This is a genomic window from Pseudooceanicola algae (assembly GCF_003590145.2).
GTDB classification, from domain to species: Bacteria; Pseudomonadota; Alphaproteobacteria; order Rhodobacterales; family Rhodobacteraceae; genus Pseudooceanicola; species Pseudooceanicola algae.
This window is the reverse complement of the sequence record NZ_CP060436.1, coordinates 2,215,883-2,239,887: the sequence shown is the minus strand read 5'-3', so window position 1 is coordinate 2,239,887 and position 24,005 is coordinate 2,215,883. Positions and strand designations below refer to the sequence as shown.

The 24,005-nt window shown below is 61.3% G+C and carries 19 protein-coding genes; 11 read left to right on the top strand and 8 right to left on the bottom strand.

Annotation, left to right across the window (positions count from 1 at the left end; translation table 11 throughout):
- The 6 genes from PSAL_RS10460 to chvE form a co-directional block, all read right to left on the bottom strand.
- Positions 1 to 918 carry a dihydrodipicolinate synthase family protein gene (locus tag PSAL_RS10460; RefSeq protein WP_119837783.1) on the bottom strand — a complete coding sequence of 306 codons (918 nt, stop codon included), beginning with the start codon at positions 916 to 918 and terminating at the stop codon, positions 1 to 3.
- Between the two features lie 16 nt (positions 919 to 934).
- Positions 935 to 1,861 carry a Gfo/Idh/MocA family protein gene (locus tag PSAL_RS10455; RefSeq protein ID WP_119837784.1) on the bottom strand — a complete coding sequence of 309 codons (927 nt, stop codon included), beginning with the start codon at positions 1,859 to 1,861 and terminating at the stop codon, positions 935 to 937.
- Complete coding sequence (araD, locus tag PSAL_RS10450; protein ID WP_119837785.1) at positions 1,861 to 3,606, bottom strand: L-arabinonate dehydratase; 1,746 nt, start codon at positions 3,604 to 3,606, stop codon at positions 1,861 to 1,863. Before araD ends, PSAL_RS10455 begins: the two co-directional genes overlap by 1 nt.
- Before the next feature lie 183 nt (positions 3,607 to 3,789).
- Positions 3,790 to 4,977 carry a multiple monosaccharide ABC transporter permease gene (mmsB, locus tag PSAL_RS10445; RefSeq protein WP_119837786.1) on the bottom strand — a complete coding sequence of 396 codons (1,188 nt, stop codon included), beginning with the start codon at positions 4,975 to 4,977 and terminating at the stop codon, positions 3,790 to 3,792.
- A gap of 12 nt (positions 4,978 to 4,989) precedes the next feature.
- Complete coding sequence (gene mmsA, locus PSAL_RS10440) at positions 4,990 to 6,510, bottom strand: multiple monosaccharide ABC transporter ATP-binding protein (protein ID WP_119837787.1); 1,521 nt, start codon at positions 6,508 to 6,510, stop codon at positions 4,990 to 4,992.
- A gap of 94 nt (positions 6,511 to 6,604) precedes the next feature.
- The gene (chvE, locus tag PSAL_RS10435) at positions 6,605 to 7,651 is read right to left on the bottom strand and encodes a multiple monosaccharide ABC transporter substrate-binding protein (protein ID WP_119837788.1); all 1,047 of its coding nucleotides are present in this window, start codon (positions 7,649 to 7,651) and stop codon (positions 6,605 to 6,607) included.
- 163 nt (positions 7,652 to 7,814) lie between these two features.
- Here chvE and PSAL_RS10430 point away from each other — a divergent pair, with 163 nt between their 5' ends.
- From PSAL_RS10430 to PSAL_RS10400, 7 genes are all read left to right on the top strand, one after another.
- Positions 7,815 to 8,732 carry a LysR family transcriptional regulator gene (locus PSAL_RS10430; RefSeq protein ID WP_119837789.1) on the top strand — a complete coding sequence of 306 codons (918 nt, stop codon included), beginning with the start codon at positions 7,815 to 7,817 and terminating at the stop codon, positions 8,730 to 8,732.
- Between the two features lie 493 nt (positions 8,733 to 9,225).
- On the top strand, positions 9,226 to 10,179 hold the full coding sequence (locus PSAL_RS10425; protein ID WP_119837790.1) for an ABC transporter substrate-binding protein: 954 nt from the start codon (positions 9,226 to 9,228) through the stop codon (positions 10,177 to 10,179).
- A 5-nt stretch (positions 10,180 to 10,184) separates the two neighbouring features.
- Entirely contained in the window at positions 10,185 to 11,876 is a 1,692-nt protein-coding gene (locus tag PSAL_RS10420) for an ABC transporter permease (protein ID WP_119837791.1), read from the top strand.
- A gap of 3 nt (positions 11,877 to 11,879) precedes the next feature.
- Positions 11,880 to 12,866: an ABC transporter ATP-binding protein gene (locus PSAL_RS10415; RefSeq protein WP_119837792.1), complete on the top strand. Its 987-nt coding sequence runs from the start codon at positions 11,880 to 11,882 to the stop codon at positions 12,864 to 12,866.
- A gap of 14 nt (positions 12,867 to 12,880) precedes the next feature.
- A complete protein-coding gene (locus PSAL_RS10410; protein ID WP_119837793.1) occupies positions 12,881 to 13,816 on the top strand; it encodes a LysR family transcriptional regulator in 936 nt (311 codons plus the stop codon).
- 84 nt (positions 13,817 to 13,900) lie between these two features.
- Positions 13,901 to 14,422: a metallophosphoesterase gene (locus tag PSAL_RS10405; RefSeq protein WP_119837794.1), complete on the top strand. Its 522-nt coding sequence runs from the start codon at positions 13,901 to 13,903 to the stop codon at positions 14,420 to 14,422.
- Between the two features lie 163 nt (positions 14,423 to 14,585).
- A complete protein-coding gene (locus tag PSAL_RS10400) occupies positions 14,586 to 15,599 on the top strand; it encodes a YHYH protein (protein ID WP_196222688.1) in 1,014 nt (337 codons plus the stop codon).
- A 56-nt stretch (positions 15,600 to 15,655) separates the two neighbouring features.
- Here the strand turns inward: PSAL_RS10400 and PSAL_RS10395 are convergent, their stop codons facing one another.
- Positions 15,656 to 16,090 carry a hypothetical protein gene (locus PSAL_RS10395; protein WP_119837796.1) on the bottom strand — a complete coding sequence of 145 codons (435 nt, stop codon included), beginning with the start codon at positions 16,088 to 16,090 and terminating at the stop codon, positions 15,656 to 15,658.
- A gap of 1,205 nt (positions 16,091 to 17,295) precedes the next feature.
- Here PSAL_RS10395 and PSAL_RS10390 point away from each other — a divergent pair.
- The 3 genes from PSAL_RS10390 to PSAL_RS10380 all read left to right on the top strand — a co-directional run bounded on the left by PSAL_RS10390 (position 17,296) and on the right by PSAL_RS10380 (position 22,195).
- Positions 17,296 to 20,430, top strand: a complete 3,135-nt coding sequence (locus tag PSAL_RS10390; protein WP_196222689.1) for an AAA domain-containing protein — start codon at positions 17,296 to 17,298, stop codon at positions 20,428 to 20,430.
- 65 nt (positions 20,431 to 20,495) lie between these two features.
- Positions 20,496 to 21,155 (top strand): uracil-DNA glycosylase family protein, encoded by a 660-nt coding sequence (locus PSAL_RS10385; protein ID WP_119837798.1) that lies wholly within the window; start codon positions 20,496 to 20,498, stop codon positions 21,153 to 21,155.
- Positions 21,156 to 21,538: 383 nt separating this feature from the next.
- Positions 21,539 to 22,195: a hypothetical protein gene (locus tag PSAL_RS10380; protein WP_231388484.1), complete on the top strand. Its 657-nt coding sequence runs from the start codon at positions 21,539 to 21,541 to the stop codon at positions 22,193 to 22,195.
- 2 nt (positions 22,196 to 22,197) lie between these two features.
- Here the strand turns inward: PSAL_RS10380 and PSAL_RS10375 are convergent, their stop codons facing one another.
- A complete protein-coding gene (locus PSAL_RS10375) occupies positions 22,198 to 23,277 on the bottom strand; it encodes a hypothetical protein (protein WP_119837799.1) in 1,080 nt (359 codons plus the stop codon).
- On the opposite strand from PSAL_RS10375, the gene PSAL_RS10370 reads away from it, so the two are divergent.
- A complete protein-coding gene (locus PSAL_RS10370; RefSeq protein WP_119837800.1) occupies positions 23,264 to 24,004 on the top strand; it encodes a hypothetical protein in 741 nt (246 codons plus the stop codon). The two genes, PSAL_RS10375 and PSAL_RS10370, sit on opposite strands and share 14 nt — an antisense overlap.
- Position 24,005: the final 1 nt, after the last annotated feature.

Here is a 24,005-nt window from a genome sequence, read left to right as displayed (position 1 = left end):
TTACTTGCCCCAGCGTAATGCAATCAGGTCCAGCTCTTCTGCCAGGTGCAGCAGCCGATCCGTCGTACGCTGGGACATCGGTTTCAGGGGATGGCGTACATGATCGGACTTAATCACGCCGCCAGCTTTGTAAACCGTCTTGCAGGCACGCAGCCCGCATTGGCGGTTTTCGTGATTGATCAGCGGCATGCAGAGTTTCCAATGCTCGAGCGCCGCTTCCTGGTCTCCTGCCAGATAACTTGTGACGATTGGTCGGATTTTTTCGGGGAACATGCCAGACGTCATCGTCCCTGTGCAACCCGCATCGAGATCCGCAAGCAGGGTGACCGCTTCTTCGCCGTCGAAGGGGCCTACAATGTGATCACCGCCCTCGGCAATCAGCTGGGCCAGCTTGTCGGCGGCAAAGGGCGTCTCCATCTTGAAGTAGGAAACATTCTCGATTTCCCGCGCCATGCGCACCAGCAGCGGCACCGGCAGGGTGACACCGGACAGCGGCGCGTCCTGGATCATGATCGGGATGTCCACCGCGTCCGAGACGGCGGCGAAGTGTTCATAGATGCCTTCGGCCGCCGGGACGAGGCCGACACCGTGGTAGGGGGGCATCATCATCAGCATGGAAGCGCCGAGGCTTTGCGCATACTTGGCGCGCTCGATGGCGATCCGGGTAGAGAAGTGGCTGATCGTCACGATGACCGGCACGCGACCGGCGCAATGGTCAAGGCTGACCTTGGTCAGCAGGGCGCGTTCCTCGTCCGAGATGACGAATTGTTCGGAATAATTGGCCAGGATGCAGATCGCATCGACGCCCTGGTCGATCAGGCAGTCGATGACGTTCTTCATGCCCTCGACGTCGATGTTGCCATCGTCAAGGAACGGGGTCGGGGCGACAGGCAGGATACCTGTAAGGGGGGATTTCAAGGGTCCGGTCCTTTTCTCAGAAGTCAAACGGCGCGACCGTCTCGCGGCGGCCAAGCAGGAAAGCGTCGGCGACATGGCGCATCGGGCTGAGGTCCATGTCGATGCCGCCCTTGCGCACCAGCGCTGCCATCGCGGCATAGAGGCGGGGGTATTCGCCGGCCAGACCGACCTCGGTCTCGCCGGTGGGCTGGCCGTCGATATACATCTGCCCGCCGCCATGGGTCAGCAGCAGGGTGCCTTCATCGCAGACAGCCTCGATGGTCCAGGTCTGTTCGCCTTCCTGACGGAAGTCGAATTCGCAGGCGACCCTGGCCCCGCCCGGATGCGCAAAGCTGAGCGCGGCGGCAATCGGGGCCTGGCGATTTTCGGGGATACGCAGCACCGCGCTGGCCAGGTGGATCGGGACGGGCAGGATCTTGGTCACGATCGACAGGGCATTGATACCGGGATCAAAGACGCCAAGGCCGCCGGGTTCAAAGATCCAGTCCTGACCCGGATGCCAGCGCCGCACATCCTCGCGCCAGGTGACGGTGAGGCTGCGCAATGTCTTGTCCGCCAGCCAGGCCTTTGCCGCATCGACCTTGTCGGCCTCGCGGGAATGCCAGGTGGCGAACAGGCTGAGACCCTGCGCGCGGGCCAGGTTTTCCAATTCGCCGCATTCCGACAGGGTGGCGCCGGGGGGCTTTTCCAGCATGACGTGCCGACCGGCCTTGAGGGCCCGTGCGGCAAAGTCGAAGCGCGGCACCGGCGGCAGGCACAGGGAAACCACGCGGATGCCGGGGTTTTCCTCCAGCATCCGGTCGAAATCGTCGAAGGCGGGGACGCCTTCGACCGATCCCTGGCGGCTGACCGTCGCCGTCAGGTCCCAATCGGGCGATGCCGCGATGCTGGGGACATGCTGATCGACGGCGATTTTGCCGATCCCTACAAGGGCGATATCCATCAGTGCGCATCCTTTCCGACCGCATTGCCCCGGCAGCCCTTGAGAAAGTCGAGGTCGGCGCCGGTGTCGGCCCCTTCGACGTGGGTCTGATGCAGCCAGGCATAGCCCGAGGCGGGTTGTTCGTGCCGGGGTGTCCAGGCCGCCAGACGCGTGGCCAGTTCGGCATCGGAGACATCGAGGTGGATCGAGCGGTTGGCCACGTCCAGTTCGATGAAATCGCCGTTCTGCACCACGGCCAGCGGGCCACCGGCGGCGGCTTCGGGCGAGGTGTGCAGGACCACGGTGCCATAGGCTGTCCCTGACATGCGGGCGTCCGAAATCCGCACCATGTCGGTGATGCCCTTCTGCAGGACCTTCGGCGGCAGGCCCATGTTGCCCACTTCGGACATGCCCGGATAGCCCTTTGGCCCACAGTTCTTCATGACCATGATGCAGGTCTCGTCGATGTCGAGATCAGGATCGTCGATCCTGGCCTTGTAGTCGTCGATGTCCTCGAAGACCACGGCGCGGCCCCGGTGCTGAAGCAGGTGCTCGGACGCGGCGGAAGGTTTCAGAACCGCGCCAAGCGGGGCAAGGTTGCCCTTCAGTACCGCGATGCCCCCCTGTTCCTTCAGGGGCTTGTCGGCGGGCAGGATCACGTCCTCGTTGTGGTTCATCACGTCCTTGACCTCGTCCCAGATGGTTTCGCCGGAAACGGTCAGGGCGTCCTTGTGCAGCAGCCCGGCTTCGCCGAGACGCTTGATGACGACCGGAAGGCCGCCGGCATAGAAGAATTCCTCCATCAGGTACTTGCCCGAGGGCATCAGGTTCACGATGGTCGCCACGTCGCGGCCGCAACGGTCCCAGTCGTCCAGCGTCAGGTCGACGCCGTCCATGCGCCCGGCGATGGCCAGCAGGTGGATCACCGCATTGGTGGACCCCCCGATGGCGCCATTGGTGCGGATCGCGTTCTCGAAGGCCGCCTTGGTCATGATGTCCGAAGGCTTCAGGTCGTCCTTCACCATCTGCACGATGCGGCGGCCCGACATCTGCGCCATGACGCGACGACGGCTGTCGACGGCCGGGATTGCGGCATTGCCGGACAGTGCCATGCCAAGGGCTTCGGCCATCGACGCCATGGTGCTTGCGGTGCCCATGGTGTTGCAGGTGCCCGAGGACCGCGACATGCCGGCTTCGGCTTCCAGGAATTCTTCCTGCGTCATCTCACCGGCCTTCACGGCTTCGGAGAACTTCCACAGGTGCGTGCCGGACCCGACACGTTCGCCGCGGAAATAGCCGTTCAGCATCGGCCCCCCGGTGACGACGATCGAGGGCACATCGCAGGAGGCAGCGGCCATCATCAGCGACGGGGTGGTCTTGTCGCAGCCGACCATCAGAACGCAGCCGTCGATGGGCTGGCCGCGCATCTGTTCCTCGATCGACAGGGCGGCGAGGTTGCGGAACATCATCGCCGTGGGGCGGAAGGTGTTTTCCGAGGCCGAGAAGACGGGCACTTCGACCGGGAACCCACCGGCTTCCCAGATGCCGGCCTTCACCTTTTCCGAGAGCTCGCGCAGGTGGCCGTTGCAGGGGGTGAGGTCGGACCAGGTGTTCATGATGCCGATCACCGGGCGACCATCGAACAGGTCATGGGGGTGGCCCTGGTTCTTCATCCAGCCGCGGTGATAGATCGTGTCGCGGGAATTGCCGCCGTACCATTCCTGGGAGCGCAGCTTGCGGGGCCATGGGGCGGGTTTGAACGTCATGGTGAAACAGCCTTGTCTCTTGCTGGTCGCCGTTTCCGGCGATGTTGGCGCGCGGGGCCTGGCCAGCCCATGGCGCGGGGCGCGTGCCAGGCGGGGAGGTCGGCCAGGCAGTGCCGCGAAATCCGGGGAACCCCTGTCGGCGGTCCGGGTCGGGGGGCGGCCCGAAGGCCACCCGAGGGGGCGTTAGCCCTTGTTCTTCTGGTAGACGTCGAAGAAGACGGCCGCCAGCAGCACGAGGCCCTTGATGACCTGCTGGTAATCGATGCCGATGCCCATGATCGACATGCCGTTGTTCAGCACGCCCATGATAAAGGCGCCGACCACGGCCCCGATGATCTTGCCCGAACCGCCCGACATGGACGCGCCGCCGATGAAGACGGCCGCGATCACGTCAAGCTCTACGGCAAAGCCCGCCTTGGGCGTCGCGGTGTTCAGGCGGGCGGCAAAGATCAGCCCGGCCAGGGCCGCCAGCATCCCCATGTTGACGAAGGCGAGGAAGGTCAGCTTTTCGGTCTTGATGCCCGACAGTTTCGCGGCCTTCTCGTTGCCGCCAAGCGCATAGATCCGCCGCCCCAGAACGGTGTTCTCGGTAATGAAGGCGTAGATCACCGTCAGCACGGTCATCGAGATCATGACGTTGGGCAGACCACGGAAACCGGCGAGCTTGTACATGACGTAGAACAGCGCGCCGCAGACGACGAAGTTGCGGACGATGAAGAAGGCCATGGGTTCGTCATCCATGCCGTACTTGGCATTGCGCGCCCGCTGTTTCAGCCCCATCCAGAGGATCAGCATCACCGCGATGACCCCGGCGGCCAGCGCCGTGCCGTTGGGACGGCCGATGCCGAAGACATCGGGGATGAAGCCCGTGGAGAGGGACTGGAAGCTGCGCTCGAAGGGGCCGACGGATTGCCCTTCCAGCAGCCAGAGGGAGAGGCCCCGGAACACCAGCATGCCGGCCAGGGTCACGATGAAGGCCGGGATCTTCCAATAGGCGACCCAGTAGCCGTGCCAGGCCCCGATCAGGATGCCCGACAGCAGACAGGCCGGGATCGCCAGCCAGACCGGCCAGCCCCAGTTGACCATCATGACGGCGGCCAGCGCCCCGACGAAGCCCATGACGGACCCCACCGACAGGTCGATATGCCCCGCCACGATGACGATCAGCATGCCGAGCGCCATGATGATGATATAGCTGTTCTGCAGGAACAGGTTGGTGATGTTCACCGGTTTCAGAAGGACCCCGTTGGTCACGATCTGGAAGAAGGCCATGATCGCGATCAGCGCGACCAGCAACCCGTATTCGCGAAGGTGGCCGGCAAGGTAGGCGCCGATGCCCTTGCTTTCGTTGTTGTTTTCTGCGGTTTCCACTCGTCCCACTCCCTATTCCGTGACGATCATGGACATGATGCGCTCCTGGCTCGCGTCCTCGGCGGACAGCTGACCGACCAGCGCGCCCTCGTTCATCACGTAGATCCGGTCACACATGCCCAGCAGTTCGGGCATCTCAGAAGAGATCATGACAACGCCTTTTCCTTGCGCGGAAAGGTCGTTGATGATCCCGTAAATCTCGAATTTCGCGCCCACGTCGATGCCACGGGTCGGCTCGTCCAGGATCAGCACCTCGGGGCCGGAGAACAGCCATTTTGACAGGACGACCTTCTGCTGGTTGCCCCCCGACAGGTTCATGACCTTCTGGAAGACACCCGGCGTGCGGATGTTCATGGCGCGGCGATAGGTTTCCGCGACCTCGGTCTCCTGGCCTTCGGAAATAACCCCCTGATGAGAAACACCCTCCAGGTTGGCCAGGGTGACGTTCCGGGCAATGGTTTCCTCGAGGATCAGGCCAAGGCTCTTGCGGTCCTCGGTGACATAGGCCAGCCCGGCCGCAATGGCCTTGCCGACGTCCGTGGTATCGGCGTCCTGCCCGTGCATCCTGACGCTGCCCGATATGTTCTTGCCGTAGCTTTGCCCGAAGATCGACATGGCAAGCTCGGTCCGCCCGGACCCCATGAGGCCCGCGATCCCGACCACCTCGCCGGCGCGGACGTTGAAATCGGCGTCGCGGATCACCTGGCGGTCGGCATGTTCGGGATGCCAGACGTTCCAGCCCTGCACCTCCATCAGCATGTCGCCGGCCACGCGGGGCCGTGCCGGATAGCGGCTGGCCATGTCGCGGCCCACCATGTCGCGCACGATGCGGTCCTCGGTGATCTCCTCGACATGGGCATCCATCGTCGACACGGTGGCCCCGTCGCGGATGACGGTCACGCTGTCGGCGACATGGCGCACCTCGTTCAGCTTGTGGCTGATGATGATCGAGGTGACGCCTTGCTTCTTCAGCTCAAGCATCAGTTCCAGCAGGGCCGCGCTGTCGCTTTCGCTCAGCGCCGCGGTAGGTTCGTCCAGGATCAGCAGGCGCACATCCTTGGACAGGGCCTTTGCGATCTCGACCAGCTGCTGCTTGCCCACCCCGAGGCTGTCGATCAGGGTCGATGCCCCTTCCTTCAGGCCGACCTTGGCCAGCAGGCCCTCGGTCAGGCGGAAGGTCTCGCGCCAGTCCATCACGCCCTTGCTGGCACGTTCATTGCCCAGGTAGATGTTCTCGGCGATGGACAGCAGCGGGACAAGCGCCAGCTCCTGGTGAATGATGATGATCCCGAGCGCTTCGCTGTCCGAGATATTGCTGAACTGCGCCAGCTTGCCGTCATAATGGATCTCGCCGTCGTAGGATCCGGCGGGATAGACGCCCGAGAGCACTTTCATCAGGGTGGATTTCCCGGCGCCGTTCTCGCCGCAGATCGCGTGGATCTCGCCCTCGGCCACCGTCAGGTTGACGTTGTCGAGCGCCTTGACGCCGGGAAATTCCTTGGTGATGGAGCGCATTTCAAGCAAAGTAGTCATGGCTTTGCCCTATCGCTTTCTGGGGGGGGAGGGACCTGCCCGGAAAGGCAACCGGGCAGGTCGTGCGACCGAAAAGGGGCCGCGCTGTTTCGGATCAGAATTGTTCCGCGTCGTGATAGCCGCTTTCGACCACGACCTCTTTCCAGTTCGAACTGTCCACAAGGACCGGTTCCAGCAGGTAGGAGGGGATGATCTTGACGCCGTTGTCGTAGGTCTCGGTGTCGTTGATCTCGGGGTCGGTGCCTTCCAGAACCGCTTCGGCCATATCCACGGCAACGCCTGCCAGAACGCGAGTGTCCTTGAAGACGGTCGAATACTGCTCGCCGGCGATGATCGACTTGACCGAGGGCAGCTCTGCGTCCTGGCCCGAGACGATGGGCATGGGCATGTCGCCCGAGCCATAGCCGACGCCCTTCAGCGACGACAGGATGCCGATGGACAGGCCGTCATAGGGCGACAGGACGCCGTGCACGGGCTGGTCGGTGTAATAGGCCGACAGCAGGTTATCCATGCGCGACTGGGCGACGGCGCCGTCCCAACGCAGGGTGCCGACCTTTTCCATGCCGGTCTGGCCCGAGACGATGTTGACCGTGCCGTCCGCGATCAGCGGGTCCAGCACCGACATGGCCCCGTTATAGAAGAAATAGGCGTTGTTGTCGTCGGGCGAGCCGCCGAACAACTCGACGTTGTAGGGGCCCTCGCCAAAGCGGTCTTCCAGTCCGGCGACCAGCGACGAGGCCTGCAGCACGCCGACCTGGAAGTTGTCGAAGGTGGCGTAGTAGCTGACGTATTCGCTGTCCCGGATCAGGCGGTCATAGGAAATCACCGGGATGTCGGCGTAGTGGGCGTTCTCAAGCGCGTTCGACAGGGTGGTGCCGTCGATCGCCGCGATCACCAGCACGTCCACACCACGGGTGATCATGTTCTCGATCTGCGCGACCTGGTTGGGAATGTCATCTTCCGCATACTGCAGGATGGTGTCGTAACCGGCCTCTTCGAACTGGGCGACCATGGATTCCCCGTCCGAGATCCAGCGCGCCGAAGACTTCGTGGGCATGGCGATGCCGACGGTCTCGGCGTAGGCGCCGGACGAAAGGATGAGAGCGGCAGCCGTGCTGGCCGCGAGAGTTCTGAGAATCATAGTGCTCCTCCACTATGTGCGATCCGGGCAGGGGATCTGCCGGTCACGCACGCTGTTTCCTGGTGTCTGGTCTCCTCAACCGCCTACTGGGTATGCGCCATCGTCATGACTGTAAAATTCTATTTAAGCTAGAAGTCATACCAAAAATGGTATCATATGACTCATGGACCTCATCCGCCGCCTGAAACCCATTCACCTGCGCCTGGTGACCGAGATCGCCCGGCAACAAAAGTTGCAGCTTGCGGCAGCGGAACTGGCGATCTCGCAGCCCGCCGCCAGCCGGATGCTGGCCGAGATCGAACAGGAAGCCGGCGCGCCGCTGTTCATCCGCCATCCGCGCTGGATGGAACCGACGGCGGTCGGCACGGTCTTCCTGCGCCATATCCGGGTCATCCTGGCGGAGCTCGACAGCCTGCAGACAGAGGTCGAGAACCTCAACATCGGCCAGTCGGGCGAGGTCCGCGTCGGCGCGGTCACCGGCCCCGCCATGGGCTACCTCATGCCCGCCATCCGCCGGATCAAGGAACAATCCCCCGACGTCGAAGCCACGATCGAGGTCGGCCCCTCGACCCAACTGGTCCGCGGCCTGAAGGAGGGACGCTTTGATTTCATCATCGCCCGGCTGGCCGCGACCGAGGAACATGGCGAATTCCACGTCTACCCGGCCCGGTCCGAAAATGTCGCGCTGATGGTCCGATCGGCCCATCCGCTGGCCGGGCGCCGCGCCCTGTCGCTGGAAGACGTGGCGCGATACGAATGGGTTGTGCAGGAACGCGGCTCGCCCATCCGTCAGGCGGTCGAGGATGCCTTCCTGCAGATCGGCCGCCCGGTGCCGCGCAATGTCAACAATTCCTCCTCCCTGCTGGTGGTGCTGGCGCTGCTCTCTCGCTCCGATGTGATCTCGCCGCAATCCGAGGAGGTGGCAGAAATCCTCACCCATGAAAGCCTTGGCGCCAAGCTCGCCGTGCTCGACCTCGACCTGGAAATCCGCGTCTCGCCCTATTTCGTCCTGCACAATCGCGGCCAGCAATTGCCCCGCATCGCCGACCGCGTCCTGCAGGAGGTCCTGCGCCGCCTCTGAACGGCTCTCCTCATCTGGCCGTAAATACTCGGACAGGACCTCACAGCCGCCGCGACCCCTCCTCTTCATCCCGTCGGAAACACATCGAGGGCGGACGCCCCGGCGCCCTGAGGAAGGCCCCCGCTTTGCGAGAGCCGGCGCAAGCCGGCGTCACATCTGAAGGGGGCCGAAACCCCATGACACCAGCCCCTGACATTTTACAAAACCGTCACAAATAATGGCACGCTTCTGCGCGTCCCCTGCACCCCCATCCGATAAAAGCCAGGCGAAGGCCCCCAAAATCAACGCATTTCTTGAGGATTTTGAAAGCCATCTGTCGCGTTCCGGTTACATTCCCGTGTTAAGCGCAGGCTGACCTGTCCCGATTTTCGGGACGATACGCGCCGAATTCCCTGATGCGGCACATTGCGAGGAAGGGGGGCGTTTCGCATAGCTATGGCGCAACGACCCCACACAAGCTTCTTCCTTCCCGATATCTCAAAGGAGATTTCTCATGATCCGCAAGCTCGCGATCTCCGCCTTCGCCCTGCTGGCCGCCAGTGGCGCACATGCCGAAGATCTGACCGTCTACAGCGCTGGACCAAAGCCGCTCTCGGCCGCGCTGGCAGAAGCCTTCACCGAAAAGACCGGCATCACGGTCAACCTTTTCCAATCGAATTCCGGCAAGGTGATGGCCCGCTATGAGGCGGAAAAATCCAACCCGCATGCCGATGTGCTGATCTCGGCTTCCTGGAGCCACGCCATTTCCCTGAGCGAGGCCGGCGAATTGCTGGCCTATACCTCGCCCAATGCCGAAAACGTGCCGGCCTCGCTGAAGTCCGACGACTACGTGGCGCAGGGTGCGGCCGCGATTGCCATGGTCTACAACACCGGCCTCGACATGCCGGCACCGGCCGAATGGTCAGACCTGACCGATCCGGCCTACAAGGACATGGTGACCATGCCCGATCCGGCCGCATCCGGCGCGGCGCTGACGCTTGTGCAGGGTCTGGTCAGCAAGGACGGCGATGCCGCCTGGAGCCTGTTCCGCGACCTGAAGGCGAATGGCATGATCGTGCCCGGCGCCAACAGTGCTGCCCTGAACCCGGTGCTTTCGGGGGCGCGTGGCGTGGTCTTCGGCGCGGTCGATTACATCGCGCTCGGCCAGAAGGCCGCAGGCGAGGCGATCGAGGTCGTCTATCCCGCCTCCGGTACCGTTCTGACGCCGCGGGCCCTGATGATCCCGGCCTCCACCGATCAGGCTGAAGACGCCAAGAAGTTCATCGACTTCGTCCTGTCCGAAGAAGGTCAGGCGCTGGTCGCCGACCGCATGATCCTGCCCGCGCGCACCGACATCAAGGCCGATCGCCCCGGCTGGGACGACCTGACCCTGATCGAATTCGACGACGCCCAGGCCGCGGCTGATGCAGAGAAGACGATGGCCGCCTTCAAGGCCGCTGTCGAGTAATCGCGATGTCCGCATCGGTCACAAAGACATCGGGAGGCGCCATCCGCGCCTCCCTTTTCTTCGCGACGATGGGGCTGGCCTTCGTGGTCGTCGCATTGCCCATCCTGTCGATCATCCTTTTCGCTATTTTCCCGCAACTGAACGAACTGTCCCTTGCCGGTGCTTTCGGCAACCTCACGCCGCACCTCGGCGATCCGCGCCTCGTACAGGCGGTGTTCAACTCGGTCGCGCTGGGGATCTCGGTCTGCGCCCTTTCCACCCTGCTCGCGGTCACGGCCGCCATCCTGCGGGGCAAGCTCGGGCGTGGCGGCGCGATCTGGGACCTCTGTTTCCTCGTGCCCTTCCTGATCCCCCCCTTCACCGGGTCCTTCGCCTGGATCCAGTTGGGCCAGCGCAACGGGTTCATCGAACAGATCCTCGGCTTCAACATCAGCGCGGTGCTTTATACCTTCTTCGGCATCGCCGCGGTGATGGCGCTGAACCTGTTCCCGATCATCTATTTCACCACCTCCAGTGCCCTGCAGATCGTCGGGCAGCGCTATGACGAAGTTGCGCGGGTCTTTGGCGCCACGCCCATGCGCCGGCTGTTTCGTATCCTGCTGCCACTGGTGGGGACGGCCATCGTGTCCAGCAACCTGCTGGTCTTCATCATGACGGTCGAGGAATTCGGCACCGCCGAGATCCTCGGGCGCCGGGTCGGCATCGATTTCGTCGTCACCTATATCCACGAAAAGCTGACCGACTGGCCCATCGACCTGCCGGGTGCCTCGGTTCTGTCGCTGATCCTGATCCTGATCGCCCTCGGGGCCTATTCCCTGCACATGCAACTGATGCGCCGCACCGCGATCTCGGTCGACGAGGTGCAGACACCTCCCGGTGCCTCGCAGCGCGACAGCCTCGGCACCGCTCTGTCCCATGTGGCCCTTGGCATACTGGCGCTGGTGGCCGTCGCTCTGCCGCTCCTGTCGATCCTGCTGAGCGCCATGATGCAGCGCATGTCGGGCGGGCTTGTCTGGTCCAACCTGAACTTCAATGCCTTCATCGAGCTGTTCACCACCCACGAAGAGGCCCTGGGCGCCATCGGCACCAGCCTTCACCTGGCGACCGTCACGGCGCTGGTCACGGTGACAATCGGCGTGCTGGCGGCCTTCTTCATCGTGCGCTGGCGCTCGGTGCTTTCCGGGCCGCTGGATTTCCTGCTGACGCTGCCGAACGCGCTGCCGGCGATGACGGTCGCCGTGGGTCTGATCCTGGTGTGGAATCAGGTCTTCTGGCCCTGGTCGCCCTACAACACCTGGTGGGTGATGCTGCTGGCCTATACCTGCATCATGTTGCCCTATCCGGTGCGCATGATCACCAGCACGCTGCGCCAGTTGCCTATGTCGATGCAGGACGCCGCCGTGGTCTATGGCGCCAGTGACCTGGGCGTGATCCTGCGGGTCAACGGCCCGGCCCTGCTGGGGGTTTCGGTGGCCTCGGGCTTCATCGTCTTTTCCATCGCCTCGCGCGAACTCGTGACCTCGCTGCTGCTGACGCCGCCGGGGTTCGAGACCGTCTCGACCTTCGTCTTCCACCAGTTCGACCAGGGCTCGGTCAATACGGCCATGGCCATGAGCCTGGTGTCGGTGATGATCTCGGGCAGCTTCATCGCCCTGGGGAATTACCTGAACGGCCTGCGCTTCAAGAAAGGCCAGTAAGCCATGATCACCATCCAGTCCCTGCGCAAGAGCTTTGGCACGACCCAGATCCTGAAGGGCATCGACCTCGACATTGCCGAGGGCGAATTCATCACCCTGCTGGGCGAATCCGGCAGCGGGAAATCGACCCTGCTGCGCATCCTGTCCGGGTTGGAGCGCGCCGACAGCGGTGTTCTGTCCTGCAACGGCACCGTCCTTGATGAGGCCGCGAAAAGGACCTTCGTGCCGACCCAGGCGCGGCGCTTCGGTTTTGTGTTTCAGGATCATGCGCTGTGGCCGCATATGACCATCGATGAAAACATCGCTTTTCCGCTGCGCAGCGATGGCTGGCGCAAGGCCGACATGGCGACCCGCGTTCAGGAGGTGCTGGCGCAGGTCCAGATGTCGGCCCATGCGGGCAAGTATCCGCGCCAACTGTCGGGCGGACAGCGGCAGCGGGTGGGTATCGCCCGTGCCCTTGCCCTGTCGCCCAGGGTGATCCTGCTGGACGAACCGCTGGCGAGCCTCGATTCCAACCTGCGCGATGATCTCGGCCATGAGATCCGCAAGCTGGCCAGGCAATTCGGACTGACCTGCATCAACGTGACCCATGACCGGCGCGAGGCGCAGATCCTGTCCGACCGGATCGCCGTCATGGTCGATGGCCAGATCCAGCAGGTCGGTGCGCCGCTCAAGGTCTTTACCCGGCCCAGCACAGTGGGCATCGCCCGTTTCGTCAACGCGGGCAACATCGTGCCGCGCGACTTTCTGGGCAACACGCCCTGGACTGACGACTGGCTTCTGCTGCCCCGCAACGCCCTGCAGATCGCGCCCGACCGGGGCGAGGTGACCGCGCGCGTGCAGGATGTCGTCTTCATCGACGGCAGGTTCGAGGTCAAGGTCGAAGTCCAGGGGCAGGATCTGACCTTCTTTTCGGAAACCCGCCCGGTCGACACCGGCCAGGTCGAGTTGAACATCCTGCGCGACAATGTCGTGCCCCTGTCGGCGTAAGGGCGGCGGTCCCGATGCAAAGTCTCAACGATCTGAAGATTCTCGATGCCATCGAACGCTTCCGCTCCATCCGCAAGGCGGCGGATCACATGTCCCTGACCCCCTCTGCCCTGAGCCGGAAGATCCTGGCGTTGGAAACGCAATTCGGGGTCGAGCTGTTCGAGCGCACCTCGAAGGGCTTGCGCCTGAACCGGTCGGGGCAATACCTGACCGTCTATGCCCGCAGCCAGCTTGCCGAGTTCGAAAAGGTCCGGGGAGAATTGCAGGCGATCAAGAAGACGACCAGTGGGCACGTCCGTATCTGCGCCAGTCAATCGGTGCTGGAGAGCTTTCTTCCCGTCCACCTGGCGCGGTTTCAGCTGAACAATCCCAAGGTCACGGTCTCGATCAATCATTCGTCCTCGGCGCGGGCGATGACGGACCTGCAGGAGTATCATTCCGACATCGGCCTGTGTCTGAACTTGTCCGATCATACGGATCTTTCCGTGCTCGGCGACGCGGATCAGGAAATTTACGCCGTGGTCACGACCAGCCATCCGCTGGCCGCAGAGCGCGAGGTCAGTATCGCCGAGATCGCCCGGCATCAGATCGTCCTGCCGCCGCAGGGATCAGGGTTGCGGTTGATGCTGGACCAACATGCGAACCGCGAAAACACCTTTCTGACGCCGGCCGTTGAAAGCAATACCTATGCCTCCATCGCCAGTGCCTGCCGCAATGCCGGCCTGGTGACCTTCGGTTTGTCGCTCTACGAACAGACTGAAGACGGGGCGGGGAATGTCGCGCTGATCCGCATCAGGAAAATGCCGCCGGCGAACGTGCGCCTGGTCAAGCTGCACGGGCGCACCCTGTCCCCGGCGGCCGACAAGCTGGCCCGGTATCTGGGCAACAGGATGCGCGGACGCGCCGTGGCAGATGCGGGCCAGACCACCCCACAGGCTACCCAGGGCTGACAGCCCGATGATCGACAGTGGCAGCGTCCGACCCATATTCAGGGTGCCGGGCAAGCGCGTGTCGAAACCAACAAGGAAACGAACATGACAACATGGATCATCTCGGACACGCATTTCGGCGACAGAAATCTTGTGGGTACCGAACTGGCCGAGGGGAAATCGACGCGACCCTTCGCGACGGTATCCGAAATGAACGAATGCCTTGCGGACAACTGGAACGATCACATCGCGGCCGGGGACGTGGTTCTGCACCTCGGGGATGTCTATACCGGTACCGGCTGGGAAATGCTGGCCCGGCTGAATGGGCAGAAGCACCTGATCCTCGGCAATCACGACAATCCACTGGACGGCAACCTGGCCGCCGCCTTCACGTCGATTGCTCTCTGGAACGTCGAGGTTGCAGAGAAGATCGCCCTGACGCATGTGCCGATTGACCTGTCGCGGGGCAGGGGCCTTGCCGACCGGTTCGATTTCAACATCCACGGCCATCTGCATGGCAGGCCCGCACCGACAGAGAGGCACCTTTGCGTGAGCCTTGAACAGACAGATTACAAGCCGGTCGGGTTGGAGGATCTGGTGGCGCGTCTACGGGCAGATGAGGGCTAGGCCAGGGGCGCCGAGACAGCGCAGCGATGACCTGAAAGGGATGTTGCCGCGGTTCCGGGGGCGGTCGCCTGCGCAAGCTGCCTGCTTGAACAGCTTCCTTGCTGAAGCCGCGTAGAGTATTCAGGGTGCGACGGACTGGAAACTGCGATGAATGGAGCACGAGATGCGTTGGACCATTACCCTCTCGGCGCTGGCCTTCGGCCTTGTCACAGCGACCTCGCCCGCAGCCGCGCAAACGGCGGCACAGCAGGCCCGGTTCGACCAGCTTGTCGATCTTTACAAGGATGCCGGGGTGATCGGCGAGCCCGATATGGTCGACTGCACCCTGTCGGGGGGTGAACAATCCCTCTGCATTCGGATCACCACGGGGCCGGCCCCGTCCAATCACCCTACGGGTCCCTACTGCCCCAGATCCATCGACACCCCGCCCGAAGAGGCCGGTACATGGTTCTACAATGACGAAGTCGTGGTCGCCGATGGCAGCTTTGTCGAAAGGCTCGCGGTCCTGTTCCGGGATGACGCCTGGCAAATGTTCGACCCCGAAACCGGCGATGTCATTCTTGTCGAGGGCGAGCTTGGCTGCGAGGTGGCGGGCGATCCCGACAGCGCGGCGGACTATACGAACTACTGTGTCGAATGCGAGGTCAAGTACCTGAGCGAGGACACCTCGGAAACCTACGTGATCCCGCTTGTACCCGTCCGGCTGGAGGGCGAGGCCACACGTATCGGCCCCGCGCCGGGCGTCGGGCTGGCTTTCAACGGCGTGAAGCTGGATGCGCCGGCGCCGCTGGACCTGATCGAGGGCAACCATACGCTGGGTCTGATGGACAGCTGCGTGGGGCATGTGAATCCCCACACAGGCTATCACTACCATGGGTTGGTCGGTTGCGAACCGCAGGTCGCGGCATCCGATGTCGACCACGAAGCCCTCGTGGCCGTGGCGATGGACGGGTATGATATCTACGCGGCCCTGAGCGACGCGGAGACCACTGATGTGGACGTCTGCAATGGGCATGCCGAGCAGGGTCTGGGGTATCACTATCATTCCGACGTGGCAGGGACGAACCAGTTCATCGGCTGCTTTGCGGCGCAGTACGGCTGCGCCCTGGGGGATCCGACAGCGGTCTGCGACGCCTCCGCCGATGCAGGTCGCGGCCCGCCCCCACCCAGGGAATGATTGTGCCTCAGCCGTGAGGGCCAGACCGGATCAGGCAAGCAGCAACATCGCGCTCGTCAACGCGACACCGCCAGACGGTTTGTGCATGGCGTGGCCTTGCCACCATGACGCTCCTTCCGCCGCTGATCGCGCCGGCTGACGCCCTGCACCTGTGCGCGGGCCTTGACGCCCGTGTTGAAGGCAGGCGACAGGAATTCCCGGAACAGGACGTGGTGGATCTCGGTCGCGATGTCGCGATCCTCGGCGGCAAATCCGGCCAACCGCTCCGGCGACATTTCCTCGCGCAGGCCGTCTTCGACCATGCCGCGCAGGACGATCGTCTCAAGATGGTTCCGACGCGCCTTTTCGTCGGTCAGGCTGCCGTCCATCCGCTCGACCAGGCGGACCTGCCGCACCTGCGCCACGCAACGGCGCAGCTCCGCCTTGAAAAAGGCGGCCACGTCCGTCGAGGGCAGGGTCTTGTGCAGGGTCTCGTCGAGCATGCGGTCCATCTGTGCTGTCAGTCGGACACAGACTCTATGCGCTAATTTTCGATCCACAGTCCCCAGGGACACCATCAGGGGTGTCTTAGATGTGGATAACCCCGGAATTCTCCGGCGGAAATAGAAACGATCTGCTCTTTCGCAGAGGTATGGCGTGGTGCCCATGACGACCGTTCTCCGACTCGGTCATCTTGTCCGGCTTGAGACACGGCGCGACAGGCCCGGCGAAGGGCTGTGTCACGTCATGTGTAAACGCCTGTGTAACCTCCCCCTCGAAGCACCCCACACGGGTTGTCGATGGGTCTGAAAACATTCACTTTTCAAGAGAAAATGGCTGGGATGGTAGGAACCCGACACCAGCCAGAGTCTCGATGTGAAGCTATTTAATTTCAGTGGCTTGCAGTCGTTCCTGTCGTCCGGAAAGATGCGCCGTGTGACCTTTTGTGCAACTTCGTGTGCCAACGATAGTCCGGCGTTCATCCTATGTCCATTGGCCTCAAGGTGGTGCCCTGATATGGGTCGCAGATCGCCGGTCAGCGAAGGGTCAAGCGAGCGCCTGTCCGCAGCGGCCATCTCCGAAAGCTTCCGAACAATATGGACCGCGAGGAGGTTGCCGACTTGAAGCGGGGCAACCGGAGACGTGTTGCGTCAGTCCGCCAAGCGAACAGAGCGGTATGGCGACAAGGGTTCAGATCGTCGCGATCGTCAGCCGTTCCGGCCCACACTAGACTTGGACAATCGGTACTGCCCTGTACCCGGATATTGCCATCCCGCTGACTTGCCGCCGGGGCCTCCTGAGAAGATTCCTTGGCTGACAAGGTGGCGCAACCGTCGTTCGTCTGAGAGACCCGCCCTAGTTGTTTTTTTCCAAACGGCCACTAGTCAGGAAAACTGTGCGCAAGCTACGGTGGGCGTGCAGTTTTCTTTCAGAAATGTTTTCAAGGCCCTTTCTCATGTCCGCACCTTTTTCAAACGTTCTTCGGTACTGGCGGACCTCACTGGCAGATGGCGCACTCGGCGAGGGGACGTTTCGTACGACGGATCGAAAGCGTTTCCTTGAGCTCCCGAATGAGGCGCTCAGGACAGGCTGCCTGCCAAGGCCGCTGGTTCAAAAGCTGTTTCAGGGTAAGGATGGTGCCGGTACAGTTATGGTGCGCTTCTGGCCTTTGGTGACTGTCCGAAGGGCCTCGCATGCTGCCTCGCGCGCTGATGGCATGCCGGAGATCGTCGCGCCTGTCGTCACCGAAGGCTTTGTGGATCGAGCAGGAAGACTCGTGCCGACGCGCAATGCCATAGCGCGCGATCTGCTGACACCGTTACCCCGCGGTGCCTTTGCCCTCGGATCGGTGGAGGCGCTTGACGCATTCCTGACGACGACACCCCTGCCGGACATGACGATCGCCGACGGCTGGCAGGACTACCGCCAGCATTGCCGACAGATGGTCGACGCCCTTTCGCCGGGCTGGCCCTCGGAGGAAACAGATTATCTGTATTCCGGGAGTGGCTTCATCGAAGCGTCTGAAGGCGCTGCGGCAACGGTGCGCGGAATACTGGATCTTTATGACAGTCTTCTGGCTGATGAACCTGATACGCCACTTCTGCGCCGAATTGCCAACCCTACCAGGTCAGACGGGAAGCTGGATGACGTGATCGAGCAGGAATTTGCCCGGCGTCTCGGACATTCGAATCCGCATTTCCCGCTGGCGGAAAATCAACGGCAAGTCTTGTCATGGCTCGACGTCGCAAAACCCGGCGAGGTGATCGCGGTGAACGGTCCGCCTGGGACGGGCAAGACCACCATGCTGCTCTCGGCCGTCGCGGGGCTATGGGTGAAAGCCGCGCTGAAGGGAGGCGACCCGCCGGTGATTGTGGCGGCGTCGTCCAACAACCAGGCGGTCACCAACATCATCGACGCCTTCGGCAAAGACTTCGCGGTGGGCGAGGGTGTGTTCGCCGGGCGATGGTTGCCGGACATCAAGAGCTTCGGGTTGTTCCTGCCGTCACATGCCCGCCGCATGGAAGCTGCGCAGCGCTATCAGACGGAGGCCTTTCAGGCGGAATGCGAGTCCGTAGCCTACTTCGAACGCGCCAAGGCCGCCTGGCTGGGGGCTGCAGGAACGGCATTCCCGGCTTTTGAGGGATCGGATGTTGCCGGGTTTGTTGCAAAGCTCCGGCATCGGCTAGCCGAAGAGACCAACAAACTCCGTGACCTCGATACTGCATTTGTCCAACGCAAATCCTCGGCCGCCGCCCTCAAGTCGGAACTTGGCGAAGATCCGGAAGCGGAGCATGCCCGACGCACAAAGACAGTCTACGCCCGCCGCATGGAAGCCGATCGACTGACGGCCGCACACATGGCTCTGACCCGATACCTCGCCTCGGAGTCCTGGCTCACGGGTCTGTTCGGGTTCATTTCATCGGTCAAGCGCAAGCGCGCCATGCGGGCGCGCCTGGCAGTCGGAGAGGATCTTAACCTGTTGCGGGGCGCGACCAACGTCGATGATCTCGAAGCGCGTGTCGCGCATGGCCTCAGAGATCGCAAGCAAGCTTTGTCCATCGCCGAGCAGCACCTCTCCCGCGCCAAGAGCCTGAGGGAGCAAGCGTTGGCCAGCGAACTTGCGTGGCGTGAGGCGGCGGAGCTCTTTGGAGGCTCGGAGGATGTGGGCGAACTGGAACGGCGGGTGGACGTCGATACCCGTTTCCACCTCTTCCTGCTTGCGACCCACTATTGGGAAGGACGGTGGCTCATGGCGATGGGTGCCGATCTCGGCTCTATCACCACCTCGCATGAAAAGACCGGGCGAAAGGCCGTGGAGCCTCGCTGGAAACGACGGATGATGCTGACTCCCTGCGCCGTGGCCACTTTTGCCAGCCTCCCTGGGAAACTTGCCTGCAGCCGGTTCCAAGATGGCAAGTTCGCGAAGGACAGCCTCTACAACTTCATCGACCTGCTGATCGTCGACGAGGCCGGGCAGGTTCTGCCCGAGGTTGCCGGAGCCTCCTTCGCCCTGGCCAAACGTGCGCTGGTCATAGGCGACACGCAGCAGATTGAGCCGATCTCGGCCGTGCCCGGACCCGTCGATATCGGCAATCTGAAAGACAATGGCTTGGTCGACGGTGAAGAGGTGCCGGACCAGGTCGACGTCAGTGGTATTCGGTCGACAAGCGGCAGTGCCATGCGTCTCGCGCAACAAGCTTGCAAGATCTCCCCATGGCCTGAATTGGATCGTGGCCTCTACCTGTTCGAACATCGCCGCTGCCATGACGAAATCATCGGGTTCAGCAACGCCCTGTGTTATAAGGGAATGCTGCGTCCTATGCGTGGTCCGGCACCAGCGGAGGCTCCTCTTCCGGCACTTGGCTACCTGCATGTCGAAGGTCGTGCGTTCACGAGTGGCGGAAGCCGCGCCAACCCCGTCGAGGCCAAGACAATCGCTGCCTGGCTCGAGGAAAGCCGAGCATTGCTCGAAGGCCGCTACGGTCGCCCACTGGAGCAGGTTGTTGGGGTCGTCACCCCATTTGGGCAGCAAATGCGCGCCATCCGCGATGCCTGCGCCGCGCGTGGCATCACCGTGTCAGGTCGCGACTGCATGACCATTGGCACCGTACACGCGCTGCAGGGCGCCGAACGGCCCGTGGTGATCTTTTCGCCAGTCTATTCCAAGCACGCCGACGGAGGCTTTATCGACGCCTCGCCCAGCATGCTGAACGTGACCGTTTCGCGGGCCAAGGACAGCTGCCTCGTCTTCGGCGATTTGGATGTTCTCGCAACGGCCCGTAGCGGCTCCCCCCGCGCATTGCTATCCGAATTCCTGGCAGCAAATGGCAAGGCGTTGGATTTCGCCATGGAACCCCGCGAAGATCTGGCCCGAGGCGAAGCAAGGTTCGAGATGCTTCAGCAGGCCGCCGAGCATGACACCTTCTTGCTGGATGCTCTGCGAGGTGAAGGTCGCAGGTACATGATCGTCAGCCCTTGGGTCGTTGCAGGAACGATCAAGAGGACCGGTCTAATGGATGCAATGTCAGCGGCACGGCAGCGCGGGGCCGAGATCGAGGTCTTTTCCGACCCGTTGCTGAACACCGGCGCTGCAGCGGGCGGGTTCAGCCAGATGGAAGTCGTTGAACGCATGCTTTCCGAAATTGGCGTTGTGCTGCACAGTGTACCGAAGCTGCACAGCAAGATTGTGACTATTGACAAGGATCTTCTCTGCGCCGGATCGTTCAATTGGCTTAGCGCGGATAGAAAAGGTCAATATGCCCGTCACGAGACTTCATTTGTCTACCGCGGCAACCACCTTGAAGAAGAAATCAAGTCCATTCGGGAGGGGCTTGTGCGACGCGCGAGGTAACTTCGGCGCAGAGCCGTCATTCTTGAGTCTTGCAACGAGGCTCCCCTTTCGGTCATTCGTGTATTATGCAGCATGAGGATAACTTTTCAATCACAGGCACGATCTCAATGAGTTTTAGGGGCCGGATCGAAGAAGCATATCAGCGGAGTGGAAACACCCTTGGATGGCGCTTTCTCTACAGCCCTCCCGAAACTCTAGCGAGAGCCTCAGTAGCATTCATAGGTCTGAATCCCGGAGGTTCGGTCGAAGAAGACATACACGGCAGATACGCAATGGAGCGAGGAAGTGCGTACAGTCATGAAAGCTGGGCCGGATGCGCACCTAGCCAGCACCCGCTACAAAAGCAGGTCTTATCCCTCTTCGCCAAGCTCGAAATAGAGCCAGAAGAGGTCTTGGCCGGAAACCTCGTCCCGTTCCGTTCACGAGACTGGAAAAGTCTGAAAAGCCGAAAGCAATCTGTTCAGTTCGGGAAAGAGCTTTGGACAGAGGCGCTGCAAACGTCACAGCCACCGCTGATTGTTACGATGGGCGCATTGACCACCAAGATCCTATCAGAAATGCTCGACATTCGCCACTTGGAGAAGCATCCAACGGGCTGGGGCAAAGTGTCTGCGTTCCGCGGCGAGTTTGAAGGAGGCCGCCTTGTCGGACTGCCGCATCTATCGCGGTTTAGCATCATGACCCGACCTCAAAGCTCGTTCTATACCGACAGAGTGCTCACTTGACCTGATGACAAGCTCCCGTAGGCGTGAACCTTTGAATGCCCTTCTCCAAGCGAAGGAAAGTCGGCCCAAAGCCGCCCTTCGCGCCATGCGCAGTGGCTGGCCGGTTCCAGCCCGAAGTGGACATTTTTCTACTATCGGCAGCAAGCCGTGCTCTTAAATACGCTTCAGATAAGAGACCAGCGGGATCAGCTCTGGAGGCAGTCAAGATAGGATCGAGATGCGGAAGGAACCGTTCTTGCTTAGGGACGAGATATGTCCTTAACGTATTCTTCTAGGCTAGGCGGCCTGACTTCGGGCAAAGTAACGAAAGGAAGAACCCCAGAAAAACCCGGAAAGGGGAGGTCCTGACTAGACCAAGCCGCCAATTGCATGCTCCATTCGCAATGATGGTAAACTCACAACAAGAGGTCAATGCATTGAACTTTCGAATTTTTATATCAGCACTGTTCATTTCTTCACCCATTGGCGCAATGTCTCAGACCCTGTCGCCGGAAGAGATTGCGGCCATGGTCGATCAGAAGATGAGAGACATGAACCCTTATCAGGAATTGCTCAACAATCCCGATCCTGCGCGAAGCCTCGCGGCGATGGAAATCATGCTTGGAACTGGTGATGAATCACTCGTCCGAATGGCGCTGGAGTACGGTATTCTCTCGCCAAACCCGACGGTCAAGCGTGTTGCGTTTGAAACCTATCTTCAAACCGGTCCAATCTTCAGTATTCGTTTCGACGGGTCAAAGGTGGAAGATGGTGATTTCCCAAGAATCGTGCGCGACCTTTGGAACGGCACCCTTGATGCCGACATGGTTGGATACTGGCGGATCCCTGTCGGACAATACTATGAAGTCAAACGATGCTACGGAGTCGCGGGAGACAGCGAAGAAAATTGCTTTGTCACAGTTAATAGCGACGGCATTTTTCTCACGCCATATTACATGAATGGCCGGGCCATAGTCGCTGATGATGGATCACTGTCGGGCACTGCCAATTTGCAGAATGTACATGAGCCCTTGCCCTTTACTATTAGCCTGATCGACTAAACCTACCAGGCCGACACGTTGTCGATAGCGATCAGCCCGTCGCCCCAGGCATCCAGTACGATGACCCTGAGGCGGCGGACAAATCTCTGCGCGATATTGCCTGTATCCAGCACACCATCAGGTCCTACCTGGCGGCGTTGATATGTCCGGAAAGAACTGCCCTCCGCATCAATCGCGACCTGAACCAGCACGTTCTTCGGCACCGCATAGTCGCCATCAGATGGCGAGGTTATGCGCAACCGAGAAAGCGGATGTGCTTCATCCGGTTCGAATCGAAAATCGAAGATCATGCGCTGAGACGGTGCAAAGACGAACAAGCCGTCACTCAGCATATTTTCGGGTGCTTGCGATGGCCCAATTGCAGGTACGCTCGCGGAAACCAAGGTAAGAGGCAAAGCCCCCTCGCTGAGCTGAGAGGTCTCAGATGGGATTCCAATTCTCTCGGGCCGAGTTGCACTACCGCTTTGCGAAAGGTAGCGCCCGATATTGAGCCGAATTTCCTCGGCACGCATGAAAGTTGCCCGTTGCGTATCATCCGAGGTGATGGCCATGCCGATGGGATCGGTCCCGGAGAAGGCGAATGCACCAGACGTACCCTGGGCAATCTCGGCGCCGTCTGTGTCGGATACTTGTCCGTCAAAGGTCAGATAACTTCGGTCTTTGACCAAAATTTGCACCCTTTCTTCCGATCCGTCAGGCATCAGACGTAGGAGCTGAGCTATCGAAGCAGCTTGTGCCGCACGTGAAGGCGTCAGATCTTCCAACTCAGCCGTACACCTTGGGCGCATCGCTTCGGAGGCTACGGCGAGTGCCAGGTCGATGCCTTCCCAGAAAGGGCGGATCACGGTCCCAGTTCCGCTGACGACCGGCGCAGACGTTGAGAGATTGATCCTTGGAAAGTAATCCGCACCGGCAACATGGCGCGGCAGAACGACATAACAGTTGCCCAGATGCATGAACATGAAGCCGTGTCCATGTTCGCCGTCGCCATTGAGGACGCGAACTGTTTGCGCAGATCCCAAAGTCGGGTAGGCTATTGCTATTTGCATTAACACCAAGAGGGCTGAAATGATCCGGACCATATGCTCGCTTCTCCTATTGCCAACTCTGGCTGTGCCTGTTGCAGCACAAACCGGCAGCTCGGACAACACAGTTGTCTTGGCGAACGAGCCAGTGAACGGCACTGTGCCATTCTTGGAGCAATTGACCGAAGCTGCACGGATTTCCGGAGCGGTTTTCGCAGGCATTCAGGTCCAGCAATCGGACACTGAAAACATCGATCTTCGCGCGCATATTCCACTTAGCTGGCGCGGGAAGGAAATCTGCGCGCGCGTTGTTTCGGCGAACGGTTTGTATGAAGCCGTTAACACTTACCGTGTCTCCGACTATCTTGGTATTCAAGAAGAAGATGAAACCAAAGTCGCAATTCCGTTCGACACCCAATACGAGGAGATTTTGGCCACGGCGCCAAAAGACTCGCTGGCGATCAAAATATCCCTCGGCTCCTGTTCTTCCGGGCAATCGTCGGATACCACTGTGGCTTTTTGGAATGGTAAGGATAGCAGCAGGGTCTCGCTTCTGGTTAATTCCTTCCGAGCCACCAAGGTTTTTGTCTATATTGGCGACAATCCCCAGCTTCCAACTGTTTGCGAACCAGTCGAGGCTCCGGCTCGTACCGCGTATGATACCCTCTGCCAGATGGCTGATCTTCCGCCCGGGGAGCGGCTTAAGTTGAGCGTTTTTAGGGTGCGCGACAACGGAAGCACTTCGCAGGATGAAATCTATCTCGCGGTTCCGGCAAGACCCTGAA